This is a genomic window from Algoriphagus halophilus, assembly GCF_900129785.1.
Taxonomy (GTDB): Bacteria; Bacteroidota; Bacteroidia; order Cytophagales; family Cyclobacteriaceae; genus Algoriphagus; species Algoriphagus halophilus.
The window spans coordinates 1,934,461-1,958,607 of record NZ_FSRC01000001.1 but is presented as its reverse complement, the minus strand read 5'-3'; the positions used below and the strand labels follow the sequence as shown (position 1 = coordinate 1,958,607).

Annotated in this window: 28 protein-coding genes; 14 read left to right on the top strand and 14 right to left on the bottom strand. The window is 38.5% G+C overall.

Going from position 1 to position 24,147, the window contains the following annotated elements:
- Position 1: 1 nt before the first annotated feature.
- From BUR11_RS08305 to BUR11_RS08290, 4 genes are all read right to left on the bottom strand, one after another.
- Positions 2 to 319 carry a DUF3817 domain-containing protein gene (locus BUR11_RS08305; RefSeq protein ID WP_074224371.1) on the bottom strand — a complete coding sequence of 106 codons (318 nt, stop codon included), beginning with the start codon at positions 317 to 319 and terminating at the stop codon, positions 2 to 4.
- A gap of 1 nt (position 320) precedes the next feature.
- A complete protein-coding gene (locus BUR11_RS08300) occupies positions 321 to 908 on the bottom strand; it encodes a hypothetical protein (protein WP_074224370.1) in 588 nt (195 codons plus the stop codon).
- Between the two features lie 72 nt (positions 909 to 980).
- Entirely contained in the window at positions 981 to 1,508 is a 528-nt protein-coding gene (locus BUR11_RS08295) for an acyl-CoA thioesterase (protein WP_074224369.1), read from the bottom strand.
- 100 nt (positions 1,509 to 1,608) lie between these two features.
- On the bottom strand, positions 1,609 to 2,268 hold the full coding sequence (locus BUR11_RS08290; protein ID WP_074224368.1) for a protein-L-isoaspartate(D-aspartate) O-methyltransferase: 660 nt from the start codon (positions 2,266 to 2,268) through the stop codon (positions 1,609 to 1,611).
- A gap of 115 nt (positions 2,269 to 2,383) precedes the next feature.
- Between BUR11_RS08290 and BUR11_RS08285 the strand changes: the two genes are divergently transcribed.
- Positions 2,384 to 2,980, top strand: a complete 597-nt coding sequence (locus tag BUR11_RS08285) for a riboflavin synthase (RefSeq protein WP_074224367.1) — start codon at positions 2,384 to 2,386, stop codon at positions 2,978 to 2,980.
- 74 nt (positions 2,981 to 3,054) lie between these two features.
- Here the strand turns inward: BUR11_RS08285 and BUR11_RS08280 are convergent, their stop codons facing one another.
- From BUR11_RS08280 to BUR11_RS08265, 4 genes are all read right to left on the bottom strand, one after another.
- The gene (locus BUR11_RS08280) at positions 3,055 to 4,146 is read right to left on the bottom strand and encodes a formylglycine-generating enzyme family protein (protein ID WP_074224366.1); all 1,092 of its coding nucleotides are present in this window, start codon (positions 4,144 to 4,146) and stop codon (positions 3,055 to 3,057) included.
- Positions 4,147 to 4,213: 67 nt separating this feature from the next.
- Complete coding sequence (locus BUR11_RS08275; RefSeq protein WP_074224365.1) at positions 4,214 to 5,230, bottom strand: hypothetical protein; 1,017 nt, start codon at positions 5,228 to 5,230, stop codon at positions 4,214 to 4,216.
- A gap of 240 nt (positions 5,231 to 5,470) precedes the next feature.
- Positions 5,471 to 6,016: a ferritin gene (locus BUR11_RS08270; protein ID WP_074224364.1), complete on the bottom strand. Its 546-nt coding sequence runs from the start codon at positions 6,014 to 6,016 to the stop codon at positions 5,471 to 5,473.
- Between the two features lie 101 nt (positions 6,017 to 6,117).
- The gene (locus BUR11_RS08265; protein WP_074224363.1) at positions 6,118 to 7,464 is read right to left on the bottom strand and encodes a M20/M25/M40 family metallo-hydrolase; all 1,347 of its coding nucleotides are present in this window, start codon (positions 7,462 to 7,464) and stop codon (positions 6,118 to 6,120) included.
- 67 nt (positions 7,465 to 7,531) lie between these two features.
- Here BUR11_RS08265 and BUR11_RS08260 point away from each other — a divergent pair, with 67 nt between their 5' ends.
- From BUR11_RS08260 to BUR11_RS08245, 4 genes are all read left to right on the top strand, one after another.
- On the top strand, positions 7,532 to 8,047 hold the full coding sequence (locus BUR11_RS08260) for a DinB family protein (protein WP_074224362.1): 516 nt from the start codon (positions 7,532 to 7,534) through the stop codon (positions 8,045 to 8,047).
- A gap of 3 nt (positions 8,048 to 8,050) precedes the next feature.
- Entirely contained in the window at positions 8,051 to 8,845 is a 795-nt protein-coding gene (locus BUR11_RS08255) for a PhzF family phenazine biosynthesis protein (protein ID WP_074224361.1), read from the top strand.
- Position 8,846: 1 nt separating this feature from the next.
- Complete coding sequence (locus tag BUR11_RS08250; protein WP_074224360.1) at positions 8,847 to 9,548, top strand: potassium channel family protein; 702 nt, start codon at positions 8,847 to 8,849, stop codon at positions 9,546 to 9,548.
- A gap of 89 nt (positions 9,549 to 9,637) precedes the next feature.
- On the top strand, positions 9,638 to 11,119 hold the full coding sequence (locus BUR11_RS08245) for a S10 family peptidase (protein WP_074224359.1): 1,482 nt from the start codon (positions 9,638 to 9,640) through the stop codon (positions 11,117 to 11,119).
- A 52-nt stretch (positions 11,120 to 11,171) separates the two neighbouring features.
- On the opposite strand, the gene BUR11_RS08240 is transcribed toward BUR11_RS08245, so the two are convergent.
- Positions 11,172 to 12,056, bottom strand: coding sequence for a glutamate--tRNA ligase family protein (locus BUR11_RS08240; protein WP_074224358.1), 885 nt, complete (start codon positions 12,054 to 12,056; stop codon positions 11,172 to 11,174).
- A 37-nt stretch (positions 12,057 to 12,093) separates the two neighbouring features.
- Here BUR11_RS08240 and BUR11_RS08235 point away from each other — a divergent pair, with 37 nt between their 5' ends.
- Complete coding sequence (locus BUR11_RS08235; protein ID WP_074224357.1) at positions 12,094 to 12,759, top strand: DUF6503 family protein; 666 nt, start codon at positions 12,094 to 12,096, stop codon at positions 12,757 to 12,759.
- A 67-nt stretch (positions 12,760 to 12,826) separates the two neighbouring features.
- Positions 12,827 to 13,558 (top strand): carboxypeptidase-like regulatory domain-containing protein, encoded by a 732-nt coding sequence (locus BUR11_RS08230; RefSeq protein ID WP_074224356.1) that lies wholly within the window; start codon positions 12,827 to 12,829, stop codon positions 13,556 to 13,558.
- Here BUR11_RS08230 and BUR11_RS08225 read toward each other — a convergent pair.
- On the bottom strand, positions 13,555 to 14,061 hold the full coding sequence (locus BUR11_RS08225) for a DUF4442 domain-containing protein (protein ID WP_074224355.1): 507 nt from the start codon (positions 14,059 to 14,061) through the stop codon (positions 13,555 to 13,557). The two genes, BUR11_RS08230 and BUR11_RS08225, sit on opposite strands and share 4 nt — an antisense overlap.
- Before the next feature lie 94 nt (positions 14,062 to 14,155).
- On the opposite strand from BUR11_RS08225, the gene BUR11_RS08220 reads away from it, so the two are divergent.
- The gene (locus BUR11_RS08220) at positions 14,156 to 14,947 is read left to right on the top strand and encodes a M48 family metallopeptidase (protein ID WP_074224354.1); all 792 of its coding nucleotides are present in this window, start codon (positions 14,156 to 14,158) and stop codon (positions 14,945 to 14,947) included.
- Between the two features lie 35 nt (positions 14,948 to 14,982).
- On the opposite strand, the gene BUR11_RS08215 is transcribed toward BUR11_RS08220, so the two are convergent.
- Both BUR11_RS08215 and BUR11_RS08210 read right to left on the bottom strand, forming a co-directional pair.
- On the bottom strand, positions 14,983 to 15,789 hold the full coding sequence (locus tag BUR11_RS08215; RefSeq protein ID WP_074224353.1) for a 3'-5' exonuclease: 807 nt from the start codon (positions 15,787 to 15,789) through the stop codon (positions 14,983 to 14,985).
- Between the two features lie 59 nt (positions 15,790 to 15,848).
- Complete coding sequence (locus BUR11_RS08210; RefSeq protein ID WP_074224352.1) at positions 15,849 to 17,204, bottom strand: UDP-N-acetylmuramate--L-alanine ligase; 1,356 nt, start codon at positions 17,202 to 17,204, stop codon at positions 15,849 to 15,851.
- Between the two features lie 139 nt (positions 17,205 to 17,343).
- Here BUR11_RS08210 and BUR11_RS08205 point away from each other — a divergent pair, with 139 nt between their 5' ends.
- From BUR11_RS08205 to BUR11_RS08195, 3 genes are all read left to right on the top strand, one after another.
- Entirely contained in the window at positions 17,344 to 18,027 is a 684-nt protein-coding gene (locus tag BUR11_RS08205; RefSeq protein WP_074224351.1) for a lycopene cyclase domain-containing protein, read from the top strand.
- Between the two features lie 102 nt (positions 18,028 to 18,129).
- Positions 18,130 to 19,710: a replicative DNA helicase gene (gene dnaB, locus BUR11_RS08200; RefSeq protein WP_074224350.1), complete on the top strand. Its 1,581-nt coding sequence runs from the start codon at positions 18,130 to 18,132 to the stop codon at positions 19,708 to 19,710.
- An 8-nt stretch (positions 19,711 to 19,718) separates the two neighbouring features.
- On the top strand, positions 19,719 to 20,717 hold the full coding sequence (locus BUR11_RS08195) for a quinone oxidoreductase family protein (RefSeq protein WP_074224349.1): 999 nt from the start codon (positions 19,719 to 19,721) through the stop codon (positions 20,715 to 20,717).
- Here the strand turns inward: BUR11_RS08195 and BUR11_RS08190 are convergent.
- Together BUR11_RS08190 and BUR11_RS08185 are read right to left on the bottom strand one after the other, a co-directional pair.
- Positions 20,714 to 21,199: a hypothetical protein gene (locus tag BUR11_RS08190; protein WP_074224348.1), complete on the bottom strand. Its 486-nt coding sequence runs from the start codon at positions 21,197 to 21,199 to the stop codon at positions 20,714 to 20,716. The genes BUR11_RS08195 and BUR11_RS08190 overlap by 4 nt on opposite strands.
- Positions 21,200 to 21,349: 150 nt before the next feature.
- Entirely contained in the window at positions 21,350 to 21,682 is a 333-nt protein-coding gene (locus BUR11_RS08185; protein WP_074224347.1) for a tetratricopeptide repeat protein, read from the bottom strand.
- Positions 21,683 to 21,756: 74 nt separating this feature from the next.
- On the opposite strand from BUR11_RS08185, the gene BUR11_RS08180 reads away from it, so the two are divergent.
- The 3 genes from BUR11_RS08180 to BUR11_RS08170 are packed head-to-tail and all read left to right on the top strand — an operon-like array spanning position 21,757 to position 24,100.
- Entirely contained in the window at positions 21,757 to 22,494 is a 738-nt protein-coding gene (locus tag BUR11_RS08180; protein ID WP_074224346.1) for an electron transfer flavoprotein subunit beta/FixA family protein, read from the top strand.
- 35 nt (positions 22,495 to 22,529) lie between these two features.
- The gene (locus tag BUR11_RS08175) at positions 22,530 to 23,498 is read left to right on the top strand and encodes an electron transfer flavoprotein subunit alpha/FixB family protein (RefSeq protein WP_074224345.1); all 969 of its coding nucleotides are present in this window, start codon (positions 22,530 to 22,532) and stop codon (positions 23,496 to 23,498) included.
- A 5-nt stretch (positions 23,499 to 23,503) separates the two neighbouring features.
- Positions 23,504 to 24,100: a bifunctional nuclease family protein gene (locus BUR11_RS08170; protein ID WP_074224344.1), complete on the top strand. Its 597-nt coding sequence runs from the start codon at positions 23,504 to 23,506 to the stop codon at positions 24,098 to 24,100.
- The last annotated feature ends 47 nt before the right edge of the window (positions 24,101 to 24,147 follow it).

The window sequence follows — 24,147 nt, the reverse complement described above, 5'->3', positions numbered from 1 at the left end:
GCTATAAATCTACGTGTTGACTTTTCTTTAGATTTCTGTCGAAAATAAAAGGTCCAAATGGCAAAACAGAGGCGATTAGAGCGAAAAAGGTTCTACTGAATCCCCATTTTAATTTATGGGCAGTAGGGAAAACTGTGTAGATATAAATAATGAATAATAAGCCATGAGCCCAACCTACTACTTTCACGGCCATAGGCATGTCCAGCATGTATTTCAATGGCATGGCAATCAGTAAAAGGACAAGAAAAGAAATGCCTTCAATAAGGCTGATCCATTTAAATCTTCTGGCCCAAGTGTGCTGTTCTGGAGTTAAGCTCATATTATTTTTTAATGTTAAAAAGGATTTGAAGGGCATTCCAAAGTTTGCGCTTCAACGTGTTATCTTCTGCGATTTGTCCTAAGGCATCTGCAAATAGATATTGGGTTTCAAGGTCGGTGAAAACTTCATAAGGAATCGCAGGAACCGAATTGACAGCGTGCTTGATTTTACCGAACTTCAGAATAGTATGCGCATTCAACGCTTCAAATTCCTCTAAAGTTCTGTTCTCCAAGATATTGGAGGAAACCAAGCCAACTTCATTCATGGAATGACCAACAGCATTGATCATTTTGACCAGCATGTTCATGACCTCCTCGGATAAATCATCCTCTTCATGCACAATCAATAATCCTTTTGTGAAATTTCCTTTTACTTGAATAGGAGGTAGTTCCTCTTTGGCAAGTTCAGTACTACTGATTGTTGATTCGTAGGTTTCCTGAACCTCTTTGACCGAACGGTTTGGAGCTTCAAGACTGGAAGTCTGATCTGAATTTGATTGTTGATCTTTCAATTTTTTGGCATCTTCTGGCAATAAGAAAAGGTCTTCTTCCAGAAAAAACTGAAGTTCTTGGAGACTTAAATTTTCCATGTGGGAAATTGGTCAAAAATCGGCTGTTAGCAAAAAAAGAAAGGACAAATACTTCTGTCCTTTCTTAATTTTTTATTTGGTTCCTGGCAAATTGAAGATGGATTTCAATTCTACCGCATCTTCAGGTTTCATTCTTTGGGAAAGCACTAGGCGAAGTTGTCGTCTTCTCAGTGCTCCTTCATAGTGCTCTATTTCTTCTTCCGTTTCGGGAACTACCTCAGGTACTTCAATGGGTTTTCCATTTTGATCCACCGCTACGAATGTAAAAAATGCCCGATGGGTCATGATTTTTTTGTTGGCAGGAATGTCTTCGGCAACCACTTCTATAAATACTTCCATAGAAGAATTAAATGCCCTAGTCACTTTTGATTTTAACGTGACTACATTCCCTAGTGCGATAGGCTCTTTAAAGGAGATACTATCCGCGGAAGCAGTCACCACAATCCTATTGGAATGTTTCTGGGCAGCTATGGCAGCAACTACATCCAACCAATGCATCAATTTACCTCCCATTAAGTTGTTCAAGGTGTTGGTGTCATTTGGAAGAACCATCTCAGTCATGATGGTTGCAGACTCTTTAGCAAATTTTTTCTTAGCCATAGGATTAATTTTGCCTTAAAAATATATATAAAATTTTGAAAAAAGTAATTTTAATCAATAAAACAGAATAAAATTCTGATTTTGGATTCAGGAGACTGGGTTACCTCTTCCAGCCGTCTTTTCCCAATAAAGGAACAAAGGCAAACCAATCAAATTCTTCACGAACGATTTGTTTTTCAGATTTTTTGGTCAATCTGAGCATTGTTTGCCTTCTTCTATCTCCAACAGGAATAACTAAAACACCACCGACTTTCAATTGTTTTAATAAGGCATTCGGAACGATGGGTGCCCCTGCGGTGACTAATATTTTATCGTATGGGGCATAGGATGGTAGTCCTTCTGAACCATCACCATAGAAGAGGTTCATATGAATACCTAGTCTTCCCAAAAACCGTTTGGTGCCCTCATAAAGCTTCTTTTGATATTCAATCGTATAAACTTCTGCTCCTAATAGATGAAGGATACTTGCTTGGTATCCAGACCCTGTACCGATTTCAAGAACTTTGTCTCCTTGTTGAATGTCCAATAACTCCGTTTGAAAGGCTACGGTATAGGGTTGAGAGATGGTTTGGCCTTCTCCAATAGGAAATGCCTTATCCTCGTAGGCGTGAGAGATCAGTGCGGAGTCAAAGAAAAAATGGCGGGGTAAATTATTGATGGCTTCCAAAACACTTTCGCTTTTGATTCCCTTTTCCCTTAGCAAAGCAACTAACGCTTTTCGTTTGCCTTTGTGGAGGTAGGTATCTTCTAGTTTCAGCATTTTTGAATGTGTTATTTTAAATTCTGTGATCGAAGATAAAAGAATAATTGGCTTAATTTGAACTCTTAAATTGCAATTTTTGCTTACTCATTGAAAGCCCGAAGTTTAAAAAAACATGTTTACAGGAATCGTAGAATCTTTCGGAACCATTAAGAAAATAACAAAAGATGGGACCAATGTTCATTTTGATTTGGAATCGACTTTAAGTTCTGAATTGAAGATAGATCAATCCCTTGCCCACGATGGAGTTTGTCTGACAGTAGTGGAAACCAGTCCAGATTCCTATCGGGTAACTGCAATTGATGAAACCATTCGAAAGACCAATCTATCCCAATGGACTGAGGGGAAAAAGGTTAATTTGGAGCGTTGCATGCCTGCAAATGGACGTTTTGACGGTCATATTGTACAAGGACATGTAGATCAAATAGGAGTGGTAAAAACTATTTCTGATCAGGATGGAAGCTGGTTATTTGATATTGAGTATGATGGAGGCCTGGGTAATATCACCGTAGAAAAAGGATCTATTACGATCAATGGTACCAGTTTAACCTGCTTCAATTCAAAACCAGGTAAGTTTTCTGTAGCGATTATTCCATATACCTATGAGTTCACCAATTTCCATCAGCTTCAGATTGGTGATCTTGTAAATCTGGAATTTGATATCATTGGAAAGTATATTGCTAGAATTGTGAAGGGTTATCCCAATTCTTGATCGAGGTCAGGAATAAAAATAGGGCTGAAATCCACTCAAGAATTCAGCCCTATTTTTATTTTTTTTCAACATGATTAATTCATGCTTACTGTTTTGGTTTCGGGATCTTTCACACATCTAAAACCTACATTAGAAGTTCCGGAATCAAAGGCTTGTCCCTGTCTAGCGGAAGGTCTATAGTTGACACAATAATTAGCTGCACAAAGGAAGGATCCTCCTTTTATTACCCGTTCCATTGCATATGGGTTGTCAGGGTTATAACAAGGATTCATGTCCTTATCCAATTTAGGAGCTTGTCCGGCCAGTCTAGCGTATTTCAACGCATCATACCAATCATCGGTAAGTTCCCACACATTTCCGATCATATCGTAAAGGCCAAATGTATTCGGTGCAAATGATTTTACTGGCGATGTACCAATGAATCCATCATGCCCCAGATTCTCATTGGGGAAATTCCCTTGAAATGTATTTGCAAGATGTTGACCATTTGGAGTTAATTCATCTCCCCATGCAAACCTCTTTCCATTCATTCCTCCTCTAGCAGCAAATTCCCATTCTATTTCTGTAGGCAATCTTTTTCCAGCCCATTCTGCATATGCAACCGCATCTTCGTAAGAAATATGAACAACAGGATGATTTTCTTTTCCAACGATATCCGAGTCAGGACCTTCTGGATGTTTCCAGTTGGCTCCATTCACCCAAACCCACCAGAGTGAAATATCCTGTAAAGGAACTGGATAAGGAGGAGGGGAGAATACCATGGATCCTGCTACCAAAACAGATTCATCCGGTTTTGGTGTGCCAGGAGGCAATTGTTTTTTTAACTCTTCCCAATCTGGCTTTCTTTCTGCTACAGTGACATAGCCCGTTTCATCCACAAACTTTTTATATTCTGCATTGGTCACTTCATGGGTATCCATCCAATAGCCGTCAACTTTTAAATTCACTGCCGGCTTTTCAGCTGCATAGGCATCGGCTTCATTGGTACCCATCACAAACTCACCCCCTGGAATCCAAATCATTCCCTCGATCTTTTCTGTTGGTACCGGTGCTTCTGAAACCACTATCATTTCTTCATCTTGAACGGCAGTTTCTTTTTGCTCACAAGAGGAAAAGGAGAAAACGATGCCGGCAAGAAGTGGCAAACATTTTTGATAATAATTCATATGTATATCTTTGACACAGGAAAAGTAAGAATAATCAAATAAAATTGCAGGGGAATAGAGGATTCATTTATTCCTCTTGGGTTGAAATAGACTCCATATTTAAACGAACCTTCCTTCTTAATTTGTTGAAAAACTGCCTTCTTTCTTTTTCACCCACTTTACTGATTTGTGTCGATTTCTTGATGAGGTTTTCCAAATTTTGAAACATGGATTTGTTAAATGCCACATCTGAAGTACCCATAAAATAAATCACATTGTAATTCAGATAAGTGATTTTGTTGTCATCTAATTCAGCAAAAAATGTATTATCACCTAAAACAAATTCATTGACATAAAAATAGTAGTTCGCGCTTTCATCTGAAGGTTGACCTCCGAAAGGAAATTTCTTTCCGAATTCCGCCATTTTCTCCAAATGGTTAATTACTTCTAAAAGACAATCGTAAAGTCGAATGGTTAGAGATGGATCAGTGATAATCCCCATCTCATGGTAAAGATTGATTTGGCGGATGGTAGTGTTGATGCCTTCAATATTCCAGATTTCTGTGGAATTTACATTGTTGTAGGCCTTTAAAATCTTTCTTGTTATCTCCTCGAATTCCGGATAGGAATGTTCTTCAAGGGAAAAAGTGGAGTCGGCAACGTCTTGACTAAACAAAATGGATTTTTTCCAAAAGAAGAATTTAAAAGCTGCTAATTCCTTATGGTAATAATGGTACCAAGGCGGCATGTCTTTTAATAGAAAATAAATATGCTTTTTGGAAAATGAGTTGACCATTTCAAGCTGGTACAGCACATCTTTCATCCAGGAAAGGAAATTGTTTTTCTCTAAATTATTTTGGTTGGTTTGGAATAGAATGGAGCTTGTTCCATTACTGAAAATCTTATCAATGGAAACATTAAACTTTTGACTCAAAAGAAAGAGCTCATGGTAGTTTAGCAGTTTTTCTCCTCTAATTCTTCTATAGGCGCTATCCACGCTGATATCTATTGTATCTGCTACTTCATCCACTAATGAAGAATAGGATGGGATTGCATTCTTTAAGGCTTGAAAAAATTGAACTTGTGATTCTAATCCTAATTTCATGTTGCAACCAATTAAAAATAGTTCTTATGCTCCCTAGAATATGAATAAGTTAATAAAAAATGGATAATTATAAGAATTATTTCAAATGATATTTTTTGAATTTAAAATTGAATTTTTAGTTGATGGAAATCATTTTGGATTGTATTTAGTCTTTTAATAGGAGCATAATTGGACTCAATAAAGAATATAGAGTTAAATCTTTAGAAAAAAGAAAAGCGACCAATTGGCCGCTTTCTTAACTTATGCTCCAGGATTACTTGCCTGGTCATGAAGTTTTCCAAGTTCCTGATCTATTGTCCATAATCCGACTCCTTCTTCTCCAATAATATCGAAAAGTTCAAGAGCTCTTCTAGACATGGTTTCTTCTTCTCTTTGTTCTGTCACAAACCATTGCATAAAACTAAATGTGGCAAAATCTTTGGCCGTAAATGCATGATCTACAATCGTATTGATTGACTTGGTGACTTTAATTTCATGCTCCAAAATCAATTCAAAAACTTCTCTTAAAGAGTTGAAATTGTGACGAATATCTGTGATTTCAGGCTGAATAGCATGACCGCCAGCCTCATTGATGTAATGAAATATTTTCATCATATGCATCCGCTCTTCATCCGCATGGGTATACAGGTATTTTGCTGCATTTTCGTAGCCCATCATGTGGCACCATGAAGCCATAGACAGGTAGTACGCAGAGGACTTACCTTCCATTTCCACCTGTTTATTTAGTAGTTTTTCAGTATCAATCAGAAGTGAGCGTTGTAGGGTAACTATTTCTTTTGCTTTCATTGTTTCAAATTTTGTCTTAGTGTTTAAACTAAATTTACAACATTCAGTTTCCGTAAACCAACCTTTTGAAGCAATTTGGAATTGTTTCAATTTAAAATAGCTTATCTGTTCGATGGGGTTGGGAAAACCGGAAGTGACTCAGCTCCATCATCTCCCACTGCTTGTACTGCAAAGAAATAATTGTCTTTGGAGTAAGGAAGAGTCATCGTAGTTTCTGTGGTGAAAAACTTCTTTTCCCACATGGGAGAGGAGGTCTCTCTCATTAGCACATAATATCCTTTTGCCTTTCCTATCGCAGGTTTTTCCCAAAGTAATGTCGAAGAATTACTCAAGCCTCTCACACTGATTTGAACCTCTTCGGGTTGTGATGGAGCAGATGCCAAAGTGGCAAGACTTGCTACATTGACTGCAGCAACTTTACGTAGGTATTCAAAATCCATGAACTCAGGTAAGTCACCATATTGGATTCCATTTTCTACTCTTACATTTTCATGTTGGTGGTAGAAATTTTCATTCATTTCGGAAATCCTGATCGCCGTAAATCCATTTCTTGCAAAGGCAGTTTGATCCCCACCTCTTAAAAATCTATCTGCTCTATAAATCAATTTTACTTCGAATTGGTCCACATATCGCTCTCCAATCTCTTTGACATATCGCGCCAATTGTCTCGACTTACTATCATTCTCTGCTCCAGTATATCGTCTGATTCTTGCCATCTCCTCTGTTTCATTTGCTGGGATGGTTTCAGAAAAGACCCGCATTTTAAGATTGTCTTTGATCAAAGTACCAGAGGAACTACTGTTTCCAATAATATCATTGTTTAAGACTGCCCCGATATTCCATTCTTGTTCGGCTGCTTTGTCAGCCAGATAAGTTGCCCCTTTCAATCCTTCTTCTTCTCCGGTAAAAGCTACAAAAAGGATCGTAGCAGGAAACTCTCGGGAAGCCATCACACGTGCTAATTCAATTACTGCTGCTGTTCCAGATCCATCGTCATTTGCACCTGGTGCTATTCCTTCTTTGTCCATGACATCTTTATTTCTAGAGTCCATATGCCCGGAAATAATGAATACGCGTGGATCATTTGGATCTGTACCTTTTAGGGTAGCGATGACATTGGCTGCAGGAGCATCTTCCTTGATTCTTCTGTCATCTGCAGGAATTACAAAATTTTCAATTTCTGCAGTCATTCTTCCGCCTGACTGCTGAGCAAAAGAATTAAACTTGGAGAGCACATAATTCTGTGCAGCAGGCATTCCATTTTCAGGATCTGTATTTAAGGTGTGTCTTGTATTAAAAGAAGCCAGTTTTCTGACATAACTCTCCAATGAGTCAGAAGAAACTTCAGAGACCATTTTTGCAATTTCAGGATCTCTATGGATGAGGGTTTGTGAAAAAGCTGTGGAACTGATAAAAATCAGTCCTATTCCAAGTAATATTTTATTCATGTTTGGTATATGTTTTAGGGTTCGTCTAAATTTATCCTATATAATTGTGAAACAAATCAACTTTTACATGAAGACAATAAACCAACCTAATAAAGGTGATTATTCTGATTTTTTTTCCACCTATTTAAATTTAGTAGCTGGTGAAAATTTTGAAGTGTTGATTTTGGATCAAATCAAATTGATCCATGAATTGTTTCTTTCGAAAGATCGAAAATGGGCTGAAACTGCTTATGATGAGGGGAAATGGACTCCAAAAGAAGTACTTGGACATATCATCGATACCGAGCGGATTATGACATTCAGGGCCTTATGTTTTGCGAGAGGAGAACAATCCGAATTACCAGGATTTGATCAAGACCCTTATGTATTCAATGCAAAGTTTGGATCTGTTTCGTTAGTAGATTTATTGGAAGACTTTAAAGTTCAACGAATGGCGATGCTTTCCATGCTAAAAACATTACCGGAGGACAGCTTGGATACAATGGGTAAAGCCAGTGGAAATCCTATTACACCCAGAGCCCTTTTTTGGATCATTCCAGGTCATTTTATGCATCACTTTACTATCCTTCAGACAAACTATTGAGCCATGAAAATTCCTGTTGCGATCGTTGATGCGTTTACCAATAAACCATTTGGAGGAAATCCGGCAGCTGTATGTTTGCTTGAAGAAAGAATTTCTTCAGAGGATATGCAGAATATTGCCATGGAGATGAATTTAAGTGAAACTGCCTTTGTAGAAAAGGCAGAAGATGATGGCCATTTTAATTTACGTTGGTTTACTCCTACCTTAGAAATTGATTTGTGTGGACATGCCACGTTGGCTTCCGCCTTTCATATGACACATGCTGGATGGGCGCTTCCAGAGGAAGTGATTCATTTTAACACTAAAAGTGGAGAGTTGAAAGTAACTGTGAAAGGAGAATGGATTGAAATGAATTTTCCATTGATCCCGACTTTTTCTGAGCCTCACCCATATTTCAAAGAAGCTTTTTTTGGAAAACGGATTGTGGGGATTTCAGAGTTGAGAAAGAATTGGATTATTGAATTAGAGGATGCTGAGGCCGTGGAAAGTGTAACACCCGATATGCTGGTCGTATCTGAAAATTCAGAAGAAGGAATAATCATTACTGCAAAAGGAAACCAACCATTTGATATTTGCAGTAGATTTTTTGGGCCCAATGTAGGAATCGATGAGGACCCAGTAACAGGTTTTGCTCATTGTGCTTTGATGGATTATTGGTATCAAAAAACTGGAGTATTTACTCTGCATGCCTATCAGGCTTCTAAAAGAGGAGGGGAGCTCCGATTAGAAAAACAGGATGATCGGGTAATTATTAATGGGCAGGCTGTTCAAGTATTAGTAGGAATGTTAGATTTATAATATGAATCCCACAGCACTAGTTGGTAAAAAGTCCGTAAGAAAGGTCTTTAAGAACTTCACTGAATACTGGCTCACTGATGCTAGTTTTGGATTATTATTATTAATCCTGGTGTTTTCAGTCTTTATCCTACCCATACTCATAGAATATGGTAGGGTGCATTTTATTTTCGTCAATACCGTATTTTTATTTTTGTTTTTCACGGGTATTTGGTCCTCTAGGCATAAAGGTATGATCTTATTGACCTCTCTTTTGTTTTTTACCCAATTGGGGTTGAGATTACTAAGATTCAGTGACTTGGAATTTGAATTTTATTTATCAGAAAGAATTGTAGGTATTCTTAATATGATGGTATTTATATTTTTGAATATCAGGTTGTTATTTAGGGATAGAGAAGTGAATATTTATCGTGTGATAGGGGCTATCAATGTTTATTTATTAGTGGCCATCTTAGGTGCATTTGTTTTCGAAATTGTGTATTTAATTACAGGAGTAGGTATTGAAGGTTTACCTGCTTTGAAAGGGGTGGATGAGGATTATGCAGAATACATCTATTTTAGTCTCGTATCACTTACCACGGTGGGTTTTGGAGATCTTTATCCAAATCATGTCCTCACTAAAATGTTGTCAGTTTTTTTATCTACTGTAGGTATTTTATATCCAGCAGTAGTTATTGCACGACTGGTAGGAGCCAGTAAGAACTAATTCATTTCTCTCGTCCATTGGTGTAATTTTCTAGTTAATTTCTGGGAAGGAATGGTACTTTTAAAGTAAATATTTACACCACTTACCTTATGAGAAAACTAGTTTTATCCTGCCTATTGATGTTTTGCATCAGTTTCACATGGGCTCAAACAGAGCGTCATATTGAAATTGAATCAAAGGTAGAAAGCACCCACGAGACGACTATTAAAGGGAAAAAAGTCCCTTACAAAGCTACCGCTGGAACGCAACCGGTGTGGAACGAAAAAGGGGAACCAATTGCCTCTTTGTTTTATACTTATTACGAGAGAACTGACATTTCAGATAAGACGACAAGACCTCTAGTGATCTCTTTTAATGGAGGCCCAGGTTCTGCTTCTATTTGGATGCATTTAGCTTATACAGGTCCAGTTATTTTGAAAATTGACGATGAAGGGTATCCGATCCAGCCCTATGGTACCAAATCCAATCCGAATTCGATTTTGGACGTGGCGGACATTGTTTATGTAGACCCAGTCAATACAGGGTATTCCAGAATCGTGGACCTAGAGACTCCAAGATCTACTTTCTTCGGAATCAATTCAGATATCAAATACTTAGCAGATTGGGTAAATACTTTTGTTACTCGCCAAGGAAGATGGGCTTCTCCTAAATATTTGATTGGTGAAAGCTATGGTACTACAAGAGTAGCAGGCTTGGTTTCCCAATTACAAAACTCTCATTGGATGTATTTCAATGGAGTGATTTTGGTTTCTCCTACAGATATGGGAATTGAAAGAGGTGGACCAGTTAAAATGGCGAATTACCTTCCTTATTATGCGGCAACTGCTTGGTATCACAAAGCTTTGGATTCAGACCTTCAGAGCAAGGACCTAGATGATATTTTACCAGAAGTGGAAGCATTTGCAATAGATGAATTATTGCCTGCCATGGTGAAAGGTGGAAAATTGACTGCTTCAGAAAGAGACGCTATTGCAACCAAAATGGCTCATTATTCAGGCTTGAGTAAAAAGGTGATTTTGGAACATAATTTAATGGTTCCTACCAATTTCTTCTGGAAAGAATTGTTAAGAGATCAAGGAATGACCATTGGTCGTTTGGATAGTAGATACAAAGGAATTGATAGAGCAGGAACTGGATCCAGACCTGATTTTGATCCTGCCTTGACCGCTTGGAATCATGCTTTTGCTCCAGCCTTTAATATTTATGCCAAGGAAACGCTGAAGTATAATACAGATCTTACCTATAATCTTTTCGGTCCGGTACATCCTTGGGACAGGTCCAATGAGAATACAGGATACGATTTAGCTACTGCTATGCGTCAAAATCCATATTTACATGTGATGGTTCAATCTGGTTTATATGATGGTGGTACCGACTTTTTCAATGCAAAATATAGTATGTGGCAAATGGATCCTACAGGAGAGTTGGCAGATAGATTATCTTGGATTGGTTATAGAAGTGGTCACATGATGTATCTGAGAGCGGAAGATTTAGAAACTTCCAATGAGGACATCAGACAATTTATTGAAAAGTCTAAGGTGGCTCCGAATATGCCCGCTAAGTACGAATAATTGGTCAGTTGAAAAGGAAGGGTCTGAAAAATTTCAGGCCCTTTTTTTATGCCTATTCCATAATTCCAAGCGACTTTTTGAAGTCTTCAAAGTTGGATAGTGGAGATGCTGTTTTCATTAGTTCTCCAAGAATCCGGTATAAATCGCTGGGCTTTTTTCCTTCTTTCCTCAGATATTGAATGGATGTGGCTCCTTCAGATTTTGATAATTTCACATTTTTTGGTCCTTTAATTAAGGAGTGGTGAAAGAATGTGATCTCATTGAATGAATTGTTGCCTAAAGATTCAGCGAGTACTTTTTGATCTAAAGAGGAACTAAGCAAATCCTTTCCCCGAATGATAAAATCTACACCAAAGTGAATGTCATCCACCACTGAGGTAAGTTGATAGGCGGGTAGGCGGTCTTTTTTTCGAACCATAAAAAATGCACCATCTTCTGGCAGGGTATAGGTTCCTTCTAAATTTGGATACTCTTTGATTTTGATAAAATCTGTATTGAATGTATTGTATCTCCAGGCTGTATCCATTTTGTCCAAGGGAATTCTTCTGTCCAGGCAATACCCTAAATAATAACCGGAAGAATCTAATTGCTGGATTCTTTTCCTAGTACAGTCACAAGCGAAGAGTACCTTTTGGTTACGCAGGGTTTCCAAGGCATCCAGATAAGAATTCATTCGATGGATCTGGGACCAATCCGATTCAAATTCTTTTAGGTTTTTAGGGCCAATGTCATAGGAGATTTCCATGAAATCCAAGGTGTCAAATATGTCTTGGACATATTCTTGCCTATATCGGTCCCTGTCCAAATCGTCTATTCGTAATAATACTTTACTTCCATGCTTTTCTGAAAGGGCTTTGGTGATCAAAAACGAATAGAGGTTGCCTAAATGTAGAAAACCACTTGGAGTAGGGGCTAGTCGGGTAAGCTTTGTGTGCATTCCACCAAATTAGGTAGATTGCTAAAAAAAATCATCAATGAATAATCTTGTAAAATCACTTTTTTTCATTTCTCTGGTAACTCTTACATTTTCATGTGAACAAGAGGCTCCAACAACTGGAGTAGAGCTCGTCCAACGGGCTATTTCCTACCATGATCCTAATGGAAATTGGGATGATTTAAAAGCCACTTTTTACATGAAAGACAGCTTGCCTCCAGGTCGGGATTCAAGGACTTATGAGTTTTCCTTGGATAACTCTCATTCCAAGATGACTTATGCAATAGAAGGTTTACAATATCAGGTTATAAATGATTCCCTCAAGATTTTAACAGGTGGAATCACTGAAGAGCGAGCATTGAGAATGAGAAATTACTATACCTACCTTTGGGGTTTACCCATGAAATTGAATGATCCAGGCACTGTTATCGAGAAGGAAATCCGAAAAGAAGAAATAGATGGCAAAGAATACTTGGTTGCCAGAGTCCCCTATGAAGAGGACCAATGGTATTTTTATTTTGAACCTGAGACTTATAGAATGGCTGCTTATAAATTTTATAAGGATGAACCCAATCAGGTAGGTGAAATAATCTATTTAGAGGGAGAGAAGGAGTTTAAAGGGATCAAAATTCCAGCCAATCGAACTTGGTATAGAACGGAGAAACCGGAATTTCTAGGAGTAGATATGCTTCAGGAAATAAAATAACCCGTTTTAGTTTAATTAACAGGATTCTTTTTTGGGTAAGCTTAAACTGAAATATCTTTGGATCATCATGAAATCCACCATAGTTACCTATTTCTTCTTACTGCTGGTAAACGGCGCTTTGGCCCAGGTTTCCTATTCAGGGAATGTGTTGGATGCCAATGATAAAAACTATGTAGAAGGTGTATTGGTCGAAGTGCTTGGTAAGGAAGATAGTGACTCTACCAATGTAAGAGGTTATTTCAACGTTCAGGCACAGGCTGGAGATACCCTTAGAATTACGTATCCAGGCTTTATTGAACAAAACCTTGTATTGTCCTCAGAACGATTTTTACAGGTTCAAATTCAGGATAGAGCTAGACTATTGCCCACTTTTGAGGTGAAAGCAGAGCCTTATTCTTTTAGGTTCAAAGATGGGAAACTCGTTTTGGTGGATCCCAATGAGGAATCCTCACCTTCCAATAGAGGTCAGGTAACAGCCGGATATCGGGATTCTCCTGAGGGAGGAATTGCGATTGCGGGTGCGATTTCCTATTTCACCAAAAAATCCAGGAATGCGAGGGAATATGCAAAGAAGCTGGAATACCTTAAACGCCGAGAGGGATACTTACAAGTGGTGGATTCTGATTCGGTCAAAACAATATTAAAGGGGGATTATAATTTAGCCAATGAAGAATGGGACCCTCTGATTATTAAATTCAATCAGATGCATGCCCATCATGAATTTTTAGACTGGTCTCGGGAACGGGTATACGCCAGATTAAAAGAATTTATAGAATGGGAAAAGGACTGGTCCAATTAACTTTTTCTTTTGAAAGACCAAGTAATAAAAAATTGGGCTACTAAGTCACCATCTTCATTTCTGCCTTTGGTAACCATGCACAGTTGGTCTGTTTCTCCCACTTCTAATTGCTCAATTAATTGATTTAATTCCAAGCCTTGTTCACAGGTAAACGTGATTTTTTGATCTGCCTTTTTGGTGTATTCTGCTTTAAAATCTACCACCAACATACTGAACTTTCCCTTACCGGCTAAAGCAAGTTGGCATAAAAGACCAGTACTCAATTCACCAGCTCCTGCAAGAGCAGCAAAGTAAATAGACTTAAATGGGTTTTGAGTTCTCCAAAAATAGGGAATAGTCACTTCACACTTTTCCAAGGTCAAGGTTTTGACTTTTAGCTTCCAAAAAACCGCAGAGGGCAACTTAAAAAGCATCCCCCACCAAAAAATAAAGGGGTTTCCCATCTTTCTTAGGTAGGCTTTGCCTGCAGGGTTTAATTCAAGTTTGGAGTCTTTATTAGGCATGAAGTGAAAATTTTTCATTCAAATTAGTCAAAAAATATTTAGTATTGATTCTGGTATTCTATTTGGAAATAGATCGAGTAAAACAACCATCAAAATGAAAAAAATAGCATTAATAGTTGGAATCGGGCTCATTACCTATGCCTGTGCAAAAGTACCGTTAACAGGTCGTTCCCAGCTTGCATTGGTATCAAGCGAAGAAATTCAGCCTTTAGTAAATGAGCAATACGACCAAGTTTTGGAAGAGAACAAGGTAGTAACCTCAACTGCTGATGGGCAAAAAGTGCTCAAAGTGGGGAACAGAATGGCGAAGGCGGTAGAGGAATATTTACGTTCTTCAGGATATGCAGAATTAGCAGACGATTTTAGTTGGGAATTTAACTTATTGGAAAGTGATCAGGTCAATGCATGGTGTATGCCTGGAGGAAAAGTTGCGTTTTATACTGGGATTATGCCGATCACTGAAACTGAGACAGGGATCGCAGTAGTTATGGGGCATGAAATTGCCCATGCGGTAGCAGCACATTCCAGAGAAAGAATGTCAAATGGATTAGTAGCCAATTTCGGAGTAGGCCTACTTTCTTCAGCGATTGGACAAAACCCGACGTTAACTCAAGCCATATTTCTTCAGTCGGTAGGTATTGGGAGTGAGTTGGGGATGCTAAGTTTTTCCAGAAAACATGAGACGGAAGCAGACCAATTAGGCTTGACATTTATGGCGGTCGCTGGATATGATCCGAGAGAGGCACCAATTTTTTGGGAACGTATGCAAGCGCAAAGTGGGGGTGAGGCACCCCCGGAATTTTTATCTACTCACCCGGATCCAAGTAACCGAATCAAAAAGTTGAATGAATGGATGCCTGAGGCACTGGAATATTATAACAAATAAAAAAAGTTAACCCGGAGGAGACTCCGGGTTTTATTTTATCTGTTCGTAAATCCTCTCAATTTCACCTGAGTTAATTTTCTCTTGGTATCCAAAGGAAAATCGCCTCTCATCATCCAGTCATAATATCCTGGTTCTTCTTTAAATACTTGTTCAATGGGTTTTCCCTTGTGTTTCCCAAAATTGAAGACTTCTTCACCTTGGGAATTAAAAACAAACCTACCTGCTAAATCCACCATTTTTTCGTTCACCAAATCATGGATTTTTTTCATGTCGTTTTCAAATACCCCCAACTTATTTCCTTGAAGATCAATTGCCTCTTCTCCAACGTATCGTTCTACCTGTGATTTGAAGACATCCATGGTGGCCAAGGTGTCTGCTTCAGCACTATGTGCATTTTCCAAGGTCTTCCCACAGTAGAATTTATAGGCAGCGGTTAAATTACGCTTTTCCATCAAGTGGAATATCTTTTGGGCATCCAATAGATTTCTCTTATCTAAATCAAATTCAATCCCTGCTCTCAAAAACTCCTCGACGAGTAGAGGAATATCATATTTCAATACATTGAAGCCTGATAAATCCGATGGACCAATAAACTGATGCACTTCCTTCGATATATCTTTAAAGGAAGGTTCATTCTTGACATCCTTGTCATAAAGGCCGTGGATTAAAGAGGCTTCCAATGGAATAGGGATTCCAGGATTTACTCTTCTGGTGTATATCTCCTGACCTCCATCCGGGTTTAATTTGACAATGGATATTTCTACAATTCTATCGGTAGAAATATTGGTACCTGTCGCCTCCAAATCAAAAAATGCAATGGAGTTTCTTAGATTTAATTTCATTTTATGTTTAATTATTTATACTCGCTTTTTCTTTAAAGCGATCAATTAATCTCTCTTCATTAATTGAATTTAGCTTTTAATTCAGTTAAATCCATATTGTCATAATTTCCTGAAGACATGAGCAGTAAATTAGTGTTAGAATAATCCTGACTCAATAAGAAATCTTTTAATTGATTACTATCCGTAAAAAGCTTTAAATCATCCCGTTCAAATCCTTTTCTTAAGGTGGCCTCATCCATTAATTCCAGTTTTTTTAAGGCAGCAGCGTGAGGATTCAGGTAAATTACTGCAATATCTGCAGCATCCATGGAACCAGCATAATTCGGAAGAAAGTCCTTATTCAGGGAAGAGTAGGTATGAAGCTCTTGTACTGCGATTAAAGTCCTTTCTGGAAACTGGGTTTTTACTGCATTGGCAGTAGCTTTTAATTTGGATGGGGCATGGGCAAAATCCCTGAACATCGTGGATTGCTCATTTCCGGCGATTTGTTCCTGCCTTTTTGCAGCACCTTTGAAACTCTGTATAGACGTATAAAACTGCCCCTTAGATAAGCCCAGAGATAAACAAATATTCATTGCTCCCTGCAAATTCTGAAGATTGTGTTCTCCAAATATTTGAATTGGGATCAGATCATTTTCAGTCTTTAAGAATGTTTTCCCTCCTTCAATTGTGGCTGGATGTGCCTTATAAGGGGTTTTCAAAGATTTGATTTCAACTTTTTCGGCCGCCTCTTTAACTAATAGGTCGGAGTCGCAATAAATCAATTCTCCGGATTCGGGAGTTTTTTCCATCAATTGGCTAAACTGATCTTTGTATTCTCCAAAATCAGGAAACACATTAAAGTGATCCCAAGCGATGCCACTGACCAATACGATATCGTGTTTGTAATGGAAAAACTTGGGTGTTCTATCCAAAGGAGAGGTAAGGTATTCATCCCCTTCAATAATAATGATAGGGGCATCCGAAAGCCGTACCATTAAGTTAAAGCCTTCGATTTGGGCGCCCACTAAATAGTCGAAATCTACTTTTTGGTCTTTTAAAACATGGAGTATGATGGAGGTAATAGAGGTTTTTCCATGAGAGCCTGCGATGACCACTCGCTTTTTCTCTTTACTTTGATTAAAAATGAATTCTGGAAATGAATATACCGGAATTCCCAGCTCCTGAGCTTTGATCAGTTCGGGGTTGTCAATTCGGGCGTGCATTCCTAAAATAATGCCGTCTAATTCCGGGCTTATTTTATCTGGAAACCAACCGTACTGGTCAGGAAGAATACCTGCTTGTTGCAACCTTGTTTTGGAAGGTTCATAAATTTCATCATCGGATCCAGTGACTTGATATCCCTTTTCTACCAGTGCCAAGGCGAGATTATGCATCACCGCTCCTCCTATAGCAATGAAATGATATTTTTTCATAAGCGTTGGTTTCAGTTTTTCATTTAATATTCAAACTTAAAAATAAAAGTCGGGTGCTCAGACCATAACGATTCTTAATTGAAACAATTTTTTGAGGGCGGTTCTTTTTAATTAATTTCGGGCACTATTTGAGTTTTTTATGCTAGAAGATAAGTACGCCTACCTCTGCCTCGCGCTCATGTATATGATTGCTTGGGTCATTGTTTATTTGAAAAACCCATGGAAGAAGGGTATGATAAAAGTGGGAGCCGTAGGCGGTTTGATGGGAATGGTGGCTGAAGTCTGGTATTTCCGGGATTATTGGAGACCACCAACCCTTTTTGGGGAAGGGATTGTAGGGATCGAAGACTATATCATCGGTTTTGCGCTTTTTGGCGTAGGAGGATATATACATTCTTCATTTACAAAGAAAGAAATAGACTATTCCAGGCAAACCAAAGCCAAAAACAGGGAATTCTTCTACATGTTTTTAATTGCCTGCGCAAGTTTGACTGTTTTTAGTATCGGGTTTGGAATTCATTCCGGATATGTCACATTTTTGACCTTTTTTATCCTTTCCGTGTATATATGGATACAAAGACCAGATTTGATTGAATTATCCTTGATTTCAGCTTTTGCCACTTTAGGAATCACACTGCTCATCTATTACATCAATTTCAATTGGTTGTTTCCACATTTTTGGGATACCTATGGGATGCTAGATGCTCCAATATTAGGAGTTAAAGTGTTTAATATCCCACTTTCAGAAATGCTATGGCACTTTTCCTGGGCTATGCTTTGTAGCATGTTCCGAGGGTACAGAAACGGAGTATATTATAAATAGAAAAAATACATAGCAAGGCTTGATTTTTGTGGCTTTAAATTGTTGATAAGTCTGGCAAAACTTGTTTAAAACTCGTGGTCAGAAGACCCTACATTTGTTACTATGACTGAGAAAAGTACCAACCCTAGATATTCCCGAAAAAACCCAAATTCCAGCGCTCCCAATATGTTGGGAAAAGTGCCACCTCAAGCGGTAGATCTTGAAGAAGCCGTTTTAGGTGCCTTGATGCTTGAAAAGGATGCATTGACCAATGTGATCGATATCCTGAAAGTGGAGAGTTTTTATAAAGACGCACATAAAGTGATCTTCCAGGCGATCTTGGATTTGTTTACCGATAGTCAACCCATTGATTTGCTTACGGTAACCAATCAATTGAGAAGGAGTGGTACCTTGGAAATTGCGGGAGGCGCATTTTATGTAACCGAACTTACTTCTAAAGTAGCTTCTGCAGCAAATATTGAGTACCATGCTAGGATTATCACGGAACAATCCATCAAGCGTGAAATGATTCGAATTTCCTCAGAGATCCAAAAAGATGCCTATGAGGATACCACCGATGTATTTGAGCTGTTGGATAAAATGGAGCAATCCCTATTCGAAATTTCAGAGAAGAATATTCGAAAGAATTATTCTGACATGAAATCCATTATGCGGGAAGCAATCATAGAATTAGAGTCTAGAAGGGACCAAAAAGACGGATTAACTGGGGTCCCATCAGGGTTAACTGCCTTGGACCGAGTTACCTCAGGCTGGCAAAAATCCGATTTGGTAATTATTGCTGCCCGTCCTGCGATGGGGAAAACAGCCTTTGTTCTTTCGGTATTAAGAAATGCCGCAGTAGACCATAATAGGCCAGTTGCTATTTTCTCCCTTGAAATGTCTTCAGTTCAGTTGGTGAATCGTTTGATCAGTTCGGAAGCGGAATTGGATTCAGAGAAAATTAAAAAGGGTTCATTGGAAGAGCATGAATGGGCTCAATTAGTGCATAAAACGGCCAAATTATCCAAAGCACCTCTTTTTGTGGATGATACTCCAGCCTTGTCAATTTTGGAGCTTCGTGCCAAGTGTAGAAAGTTGAAAGCCCAGCATGATATCCAAATGATTGTGATTGATTACTTGCAATTGATGTCTGGGGATTCAAAAAGTGGAGGCGGAGGTAACCGTGAACAGGAAATTGCCAGTATTTCAAGAGCATTGAAAAAAATTGCCAAGGAGTTGAGCGTGCCGGTTATCGCTTTGTCCCAGTTGTCAAGAGCGGTAGAGACAAGAGGAGGAGATAAAAGACCTCAGCTTTCCGATTTGAGGGAATCTGGAGCTATCGAGCAGGATGCGGATATGGTTATGTTCTTGTACAGGCCAGAGTATTATGGAATTACCGAAGATGAGGACCATAACTCTACACAAGGGGTGGGTGAGGTCATTATCGCAAAACATAGAAATGGTTCGTTGGATACAGTGAGATTAAGGTTCATTGGCCGTTATACCAAATTCCAGGACCTGGATTATTTTGGAGGTGCTCCAGCCATGAACCAACCTGTTTATGCATCGAATTTCTCGAAAGAATCATCCGGTATTTCTTCTTTTGATGCTGGGCAAACCATCAAAATGCAGAGTAAAGCCAACAATGATTTTGATGATACAGATGATCTGTTGAACCGACCAAATTCTCCCATTGATTTTTAAATGATGTCATGAAAGCAATTACACTGAATAGTAAAACATTGGGTAGTTTGTTATTGACTGATGTTCAAGACAGGCCTTGTGAATCGGGTGAGGTAAAAGTTGGCATTAAAGCAGCTGCGTTGAATCATCGGGATGAATGGTGCAGGAAAGGGCTCTATCCCAATATTCAAGATGGAATAGTATTGGGTTCAGATGGTGCAGGAGTTGTTTTGGAAGTAGGGGATAGCGTTAACCTTAATCTGGTCGGAAAAGAAGTAATCATTAATCCTGCAATTAATTGGGGAGATCGGCAAGAAGTTCAATCCAAGAATTTTGAAATTCTGGGGATGCCTAGAAATGGGACTTTATCAGAACAGGTCATCGTACCGGCTGATCGAATAAAATTAAAGCCCGAACATTTAAGTTTTGAGGAAGCAGCAGCATTGCCATTGGCAGGTCTTACCGCATATAGGGCATTGTTTTACCAGGGGCAATTGAAAAAAGGAGATTCAGTCCTTATTACGGGTTTTGGAGGGGGAGTAGCACAGTTTGCGTTTCAATTTGCACTAAATGCCGGAGCAAAGGTATATGCCAGTAGTAGTAAAGAAAATAAGCGGGATCTAGCCAAAGAATTAGGAGCAGTAGATGTTTTTGACTACACCGAGGATCATTGGACCGAACAAGCATTAGCCTCCTCAGGAGGTTTCGATTTGATTATTGATAGTGCTGTAGGAGATTCATTAAATAACCTGATTGATGTTGCGAAGCCAGGTGGGAAGATTGTTTTTTATGGAGCTACCAAAGGCAATCCCTCTGAACTTACTGCGAGAAAGATTTTTTGGAATCAACTTAAACTGATGGGCACTACGATGGGCTCTGATCAAGATTTCGAAAATATGGTCCAGTTTGTCAAGGAAAATAAAATCAAACCCATTATTGATCAGGTATTCTCTTTTCAGGAAGCTATTCAGGCATTTGATAGAATGAAGGAAGGGGAGCAAATGGGAAAAATCGTTTTAACACCTTAATTTTCCTCATAGGTTTCACCAAATTCCTTTTGAGCAATCCTATAGATTTCATCTTTTTCCGGAGGAGTAACCAAATAATCTCCTACCCTTAATACGGTCAGCTCCTTCCAGGGAGCTTCAAATTTTACGGTGTCCGTACCACCAAATTTAGATAGATGATCTGGGGTTATTTTGATTGCCAAAATAGTTCCTTTGGGTTGATAACATCCCCAGCCATTTTCCAAGGATTGGATAAAGCTGTACTTTTTTTCAAAAACCTTGGGTTTGATCAAATACTGCTCAGAAGAGGAGGTTTGATTTTCTACCAGCCAATCTCCTTGTTCTGCTGTGTTTTTGGTTTCATCGCCATCATTGGTCCTGGTAATGATCAACGTGCCAGGAACTGCCTTTTTCGCTTTGATTAAGGTTTTCTTTTTAAAAGTCTTTCCATCACTTTCAATGATGGGTAAAAAAAAGTGAAGCATATCCTGTTGTCTGATCATGATGGAAATTGTTTGATTTAAAAATTTGATAGTCGAATTTAATCATTTGGCTTCAAAATATAGAAGAAGAATTTCTACCCCAGAATAAATAGAATAATTACATCGCCATGAAGAAGTGCCTTCTAATTAGGTAGGATTTGGGGGTTTAGATTAATCCAAGTCATTTTCGAATAGAAAATTTTGGTAGGCATTTTTTAATTCTTGTAAGGTTTTTAATTCCTGCTTTTCCTGTGCCAGTGTTATTCCTTTTTCAAAAGTTTCCTTCGCCTTTTCCAGATCTTCCTGTTCTGAGAAAAAGGAAGCTGCTGTATAATACGTTGGTAAATAGGCTTCAAAGGAGCTTAAAAGTTTATTAAAGTACTTTTCAGATTCATTTGGATCGATAGAAAGGTATTCAATCGCAAGTGCATACCAGTTGAATGGGTTTTCCGGTTCTTCTTTGGCGTACTCTTTCAATAACTCCAACCGATCTAAATTGCCCATGATTTGTTTTTTTAATTAGCTGTAGACTGTTAATTTCACACGAAATAAATCGAAAATAATCTAATTCTAAACCAATGAAGATTCTTGTTTGTATCACACATGTTCCAGATACGACCTCTAAGATTCAGTTTACTGCCGATAATACAAAATTTGATACTACAGGAGTACAATTTATCATAGGCCCTTATGATGACTATGCTTTGGCAAGAGCTGTTGAATTACGAGATCAAACTGGAGGTAAACTTACAGTACTAAATGTTGGAGAAGCCGAAACGGAGCCTACTTTAAGAAAAGCTTTGGCAATCGGTGCGGATGAAGCGATTCGTGTGAATACCCCTCCCAAAGATTCCTTTTACGTAGCCAAACAAATAGCGCATTATGCTGCTGAAGGGAATTATGACCTTATTTTAATGGGTAGAGAATCCATTGATTTTAACGGGGGAATGGTTCATGGCATGGTAGGTGAGTTGTTGGGAATGCCTTCTTTCTCCCCGGTAATGAAGTTAGATCTGGATGGGAATTCAGTGACCATGGCTAGAGAAATTGAAGGTGGTAAAGAGACGTTGGAAGCAAGTCTTCCATTGATTGCTGGATGCCAAGAACCCATTGCTGAATGGAAAATTCCTAATATGAGAGGAATTATGTCTGCCAGAACAAAGCCATTGAATGTAGTGGATGCCGTAGAAGTGGCCACACAAGCTGAAGCTAGTACATATGAACTTCCTCCTGCTAAAGGAGCTGTAAAATTAATCGATAAGGATAATGTGGGAGAGTTGGTTAAACTCCTCAAAAATGAAGCAAAAGTGCTTTAATTAATTATCATTAATAATTTATAAATCAAGAATTTATGTCAATTTTAGTATATATAGAACAGGCAGAAGGAAAAGTTAAAAAAACCAGTTTGGAGGCAGTTTCATTTGCAGAAGCTCTAGCATCCAAAACAGGGGAAGGTGATGTCGTGGCAATTGCTTTAGGTACCATTGCGAATGATGAACTAGCTGGTATTGGAACTGCAGGTGCTTCTAAAGTACTTCATGCTTCAGATTCAAAACTTGATGCAGGAGTGATTCAGGCACATGCTTCTGCTATCGCACAAGCGTTCAATTCTGTTGGTGCAAAGACTTTGGTGTTAGCCAAATCTTCTTTAGGAGATGCGGTTGCGGCTAGGTTGGCGATCAAATTGGATGCAGGCCTAGTATCAAATGTGGTTTCTTTACCATCCACGGATCAGGGGTATGTGGTGAAAAGAAGTATTTTCACAGGAAAGGCATTTGCAGAAACTGAATTAAAAACAGAGAATAAAATTCTTGCGATCAAGAAAAATTCTGTTGATCTTAAAACAAATGGAGCTCAAGCAACTGTAGAACCTTTTGAAGTTTCGCTTTCTGACTCAGATTTTGCTTCAAAAATTACTTCTACAGAAAGGGCTACAGGTGAAGTATTATTACCTGAAGCAGATATAGTTGTTTCTGGAGGAAGAGGAATGAAGGGACCTGAAAATTGGGGAATGCTGGAGGATTTAGCAAAAACTTTAGGTGCTGCTACTGGTTGTTCCAAGCCTGTTTCCGATATTGGTTGGAGACCACATCATGAACACGTGGGCCAAACAGGAGTAAAAGTAGCTCCTAGTTTGTATTTAGCAATAGGAATTTCAGGAGCTATTCAACATCTTGCAGGAGTTAATTCATCCAAATGCATTGTGGTAATTAACAAAGATCCTGAAGCTCCATTCTTTAAAGCAGCTGACTATGGAATTGTTGGGGATGCATTTGAAGTTGTACCAAAACTTACTGAAGCATTAAAAGCTGAATTATAATTTTTGTGGAAAAACTAGTAGAACTGGAAATTTTAGGTTTATCGTCAAACCATTCTCAATCAGGGTCTTTTACTTTGGTAATGGGAGAGGTTGAAGGAAGTAGAAGATTACCGATAGTCATTGGAATGTTTGAAGCTCAGGCAATTGCAATTGAAATCGAAAAGATCATTCCTAATCGACCTATGACTCATGATTTGTTCAAGTCATTTGCCAATAGCTTCAATTATGAAATTGATAAAATTGTCATTTCTGATATGAAGGAAGGAGTTTTCTATGCGAAGATCCATTGTCATAATGAATCTTCAGAAATTGAAATTGATTCCAGACCTTCAGATGCGATTGCGATTGCGGTAAGATTTGATTCTCCAGTTTTTTGTTCAGAAAAAGTGATGTCTGAGGCCTCCATAGAATTTTCAGAGGAGGAGAAGAAGGAAGAGAAGGCCTCTTCGAAGTCAACTACTCAAAAAGTGAGTTCCAAAAAGGAAAGCTCTTTGAAAGACTTTAGCTTAGACAAATTGAACCAGATGCTAGATAAAGCCATTAATAATGAAGATTATGAAAAAGCTGCCCGAATAAGGGATGAAATAAACAAAAGAAACTGATTCTTTCAAGGCCTGAAGTAATTCAGGCTTTTTTATTGACGGCTACT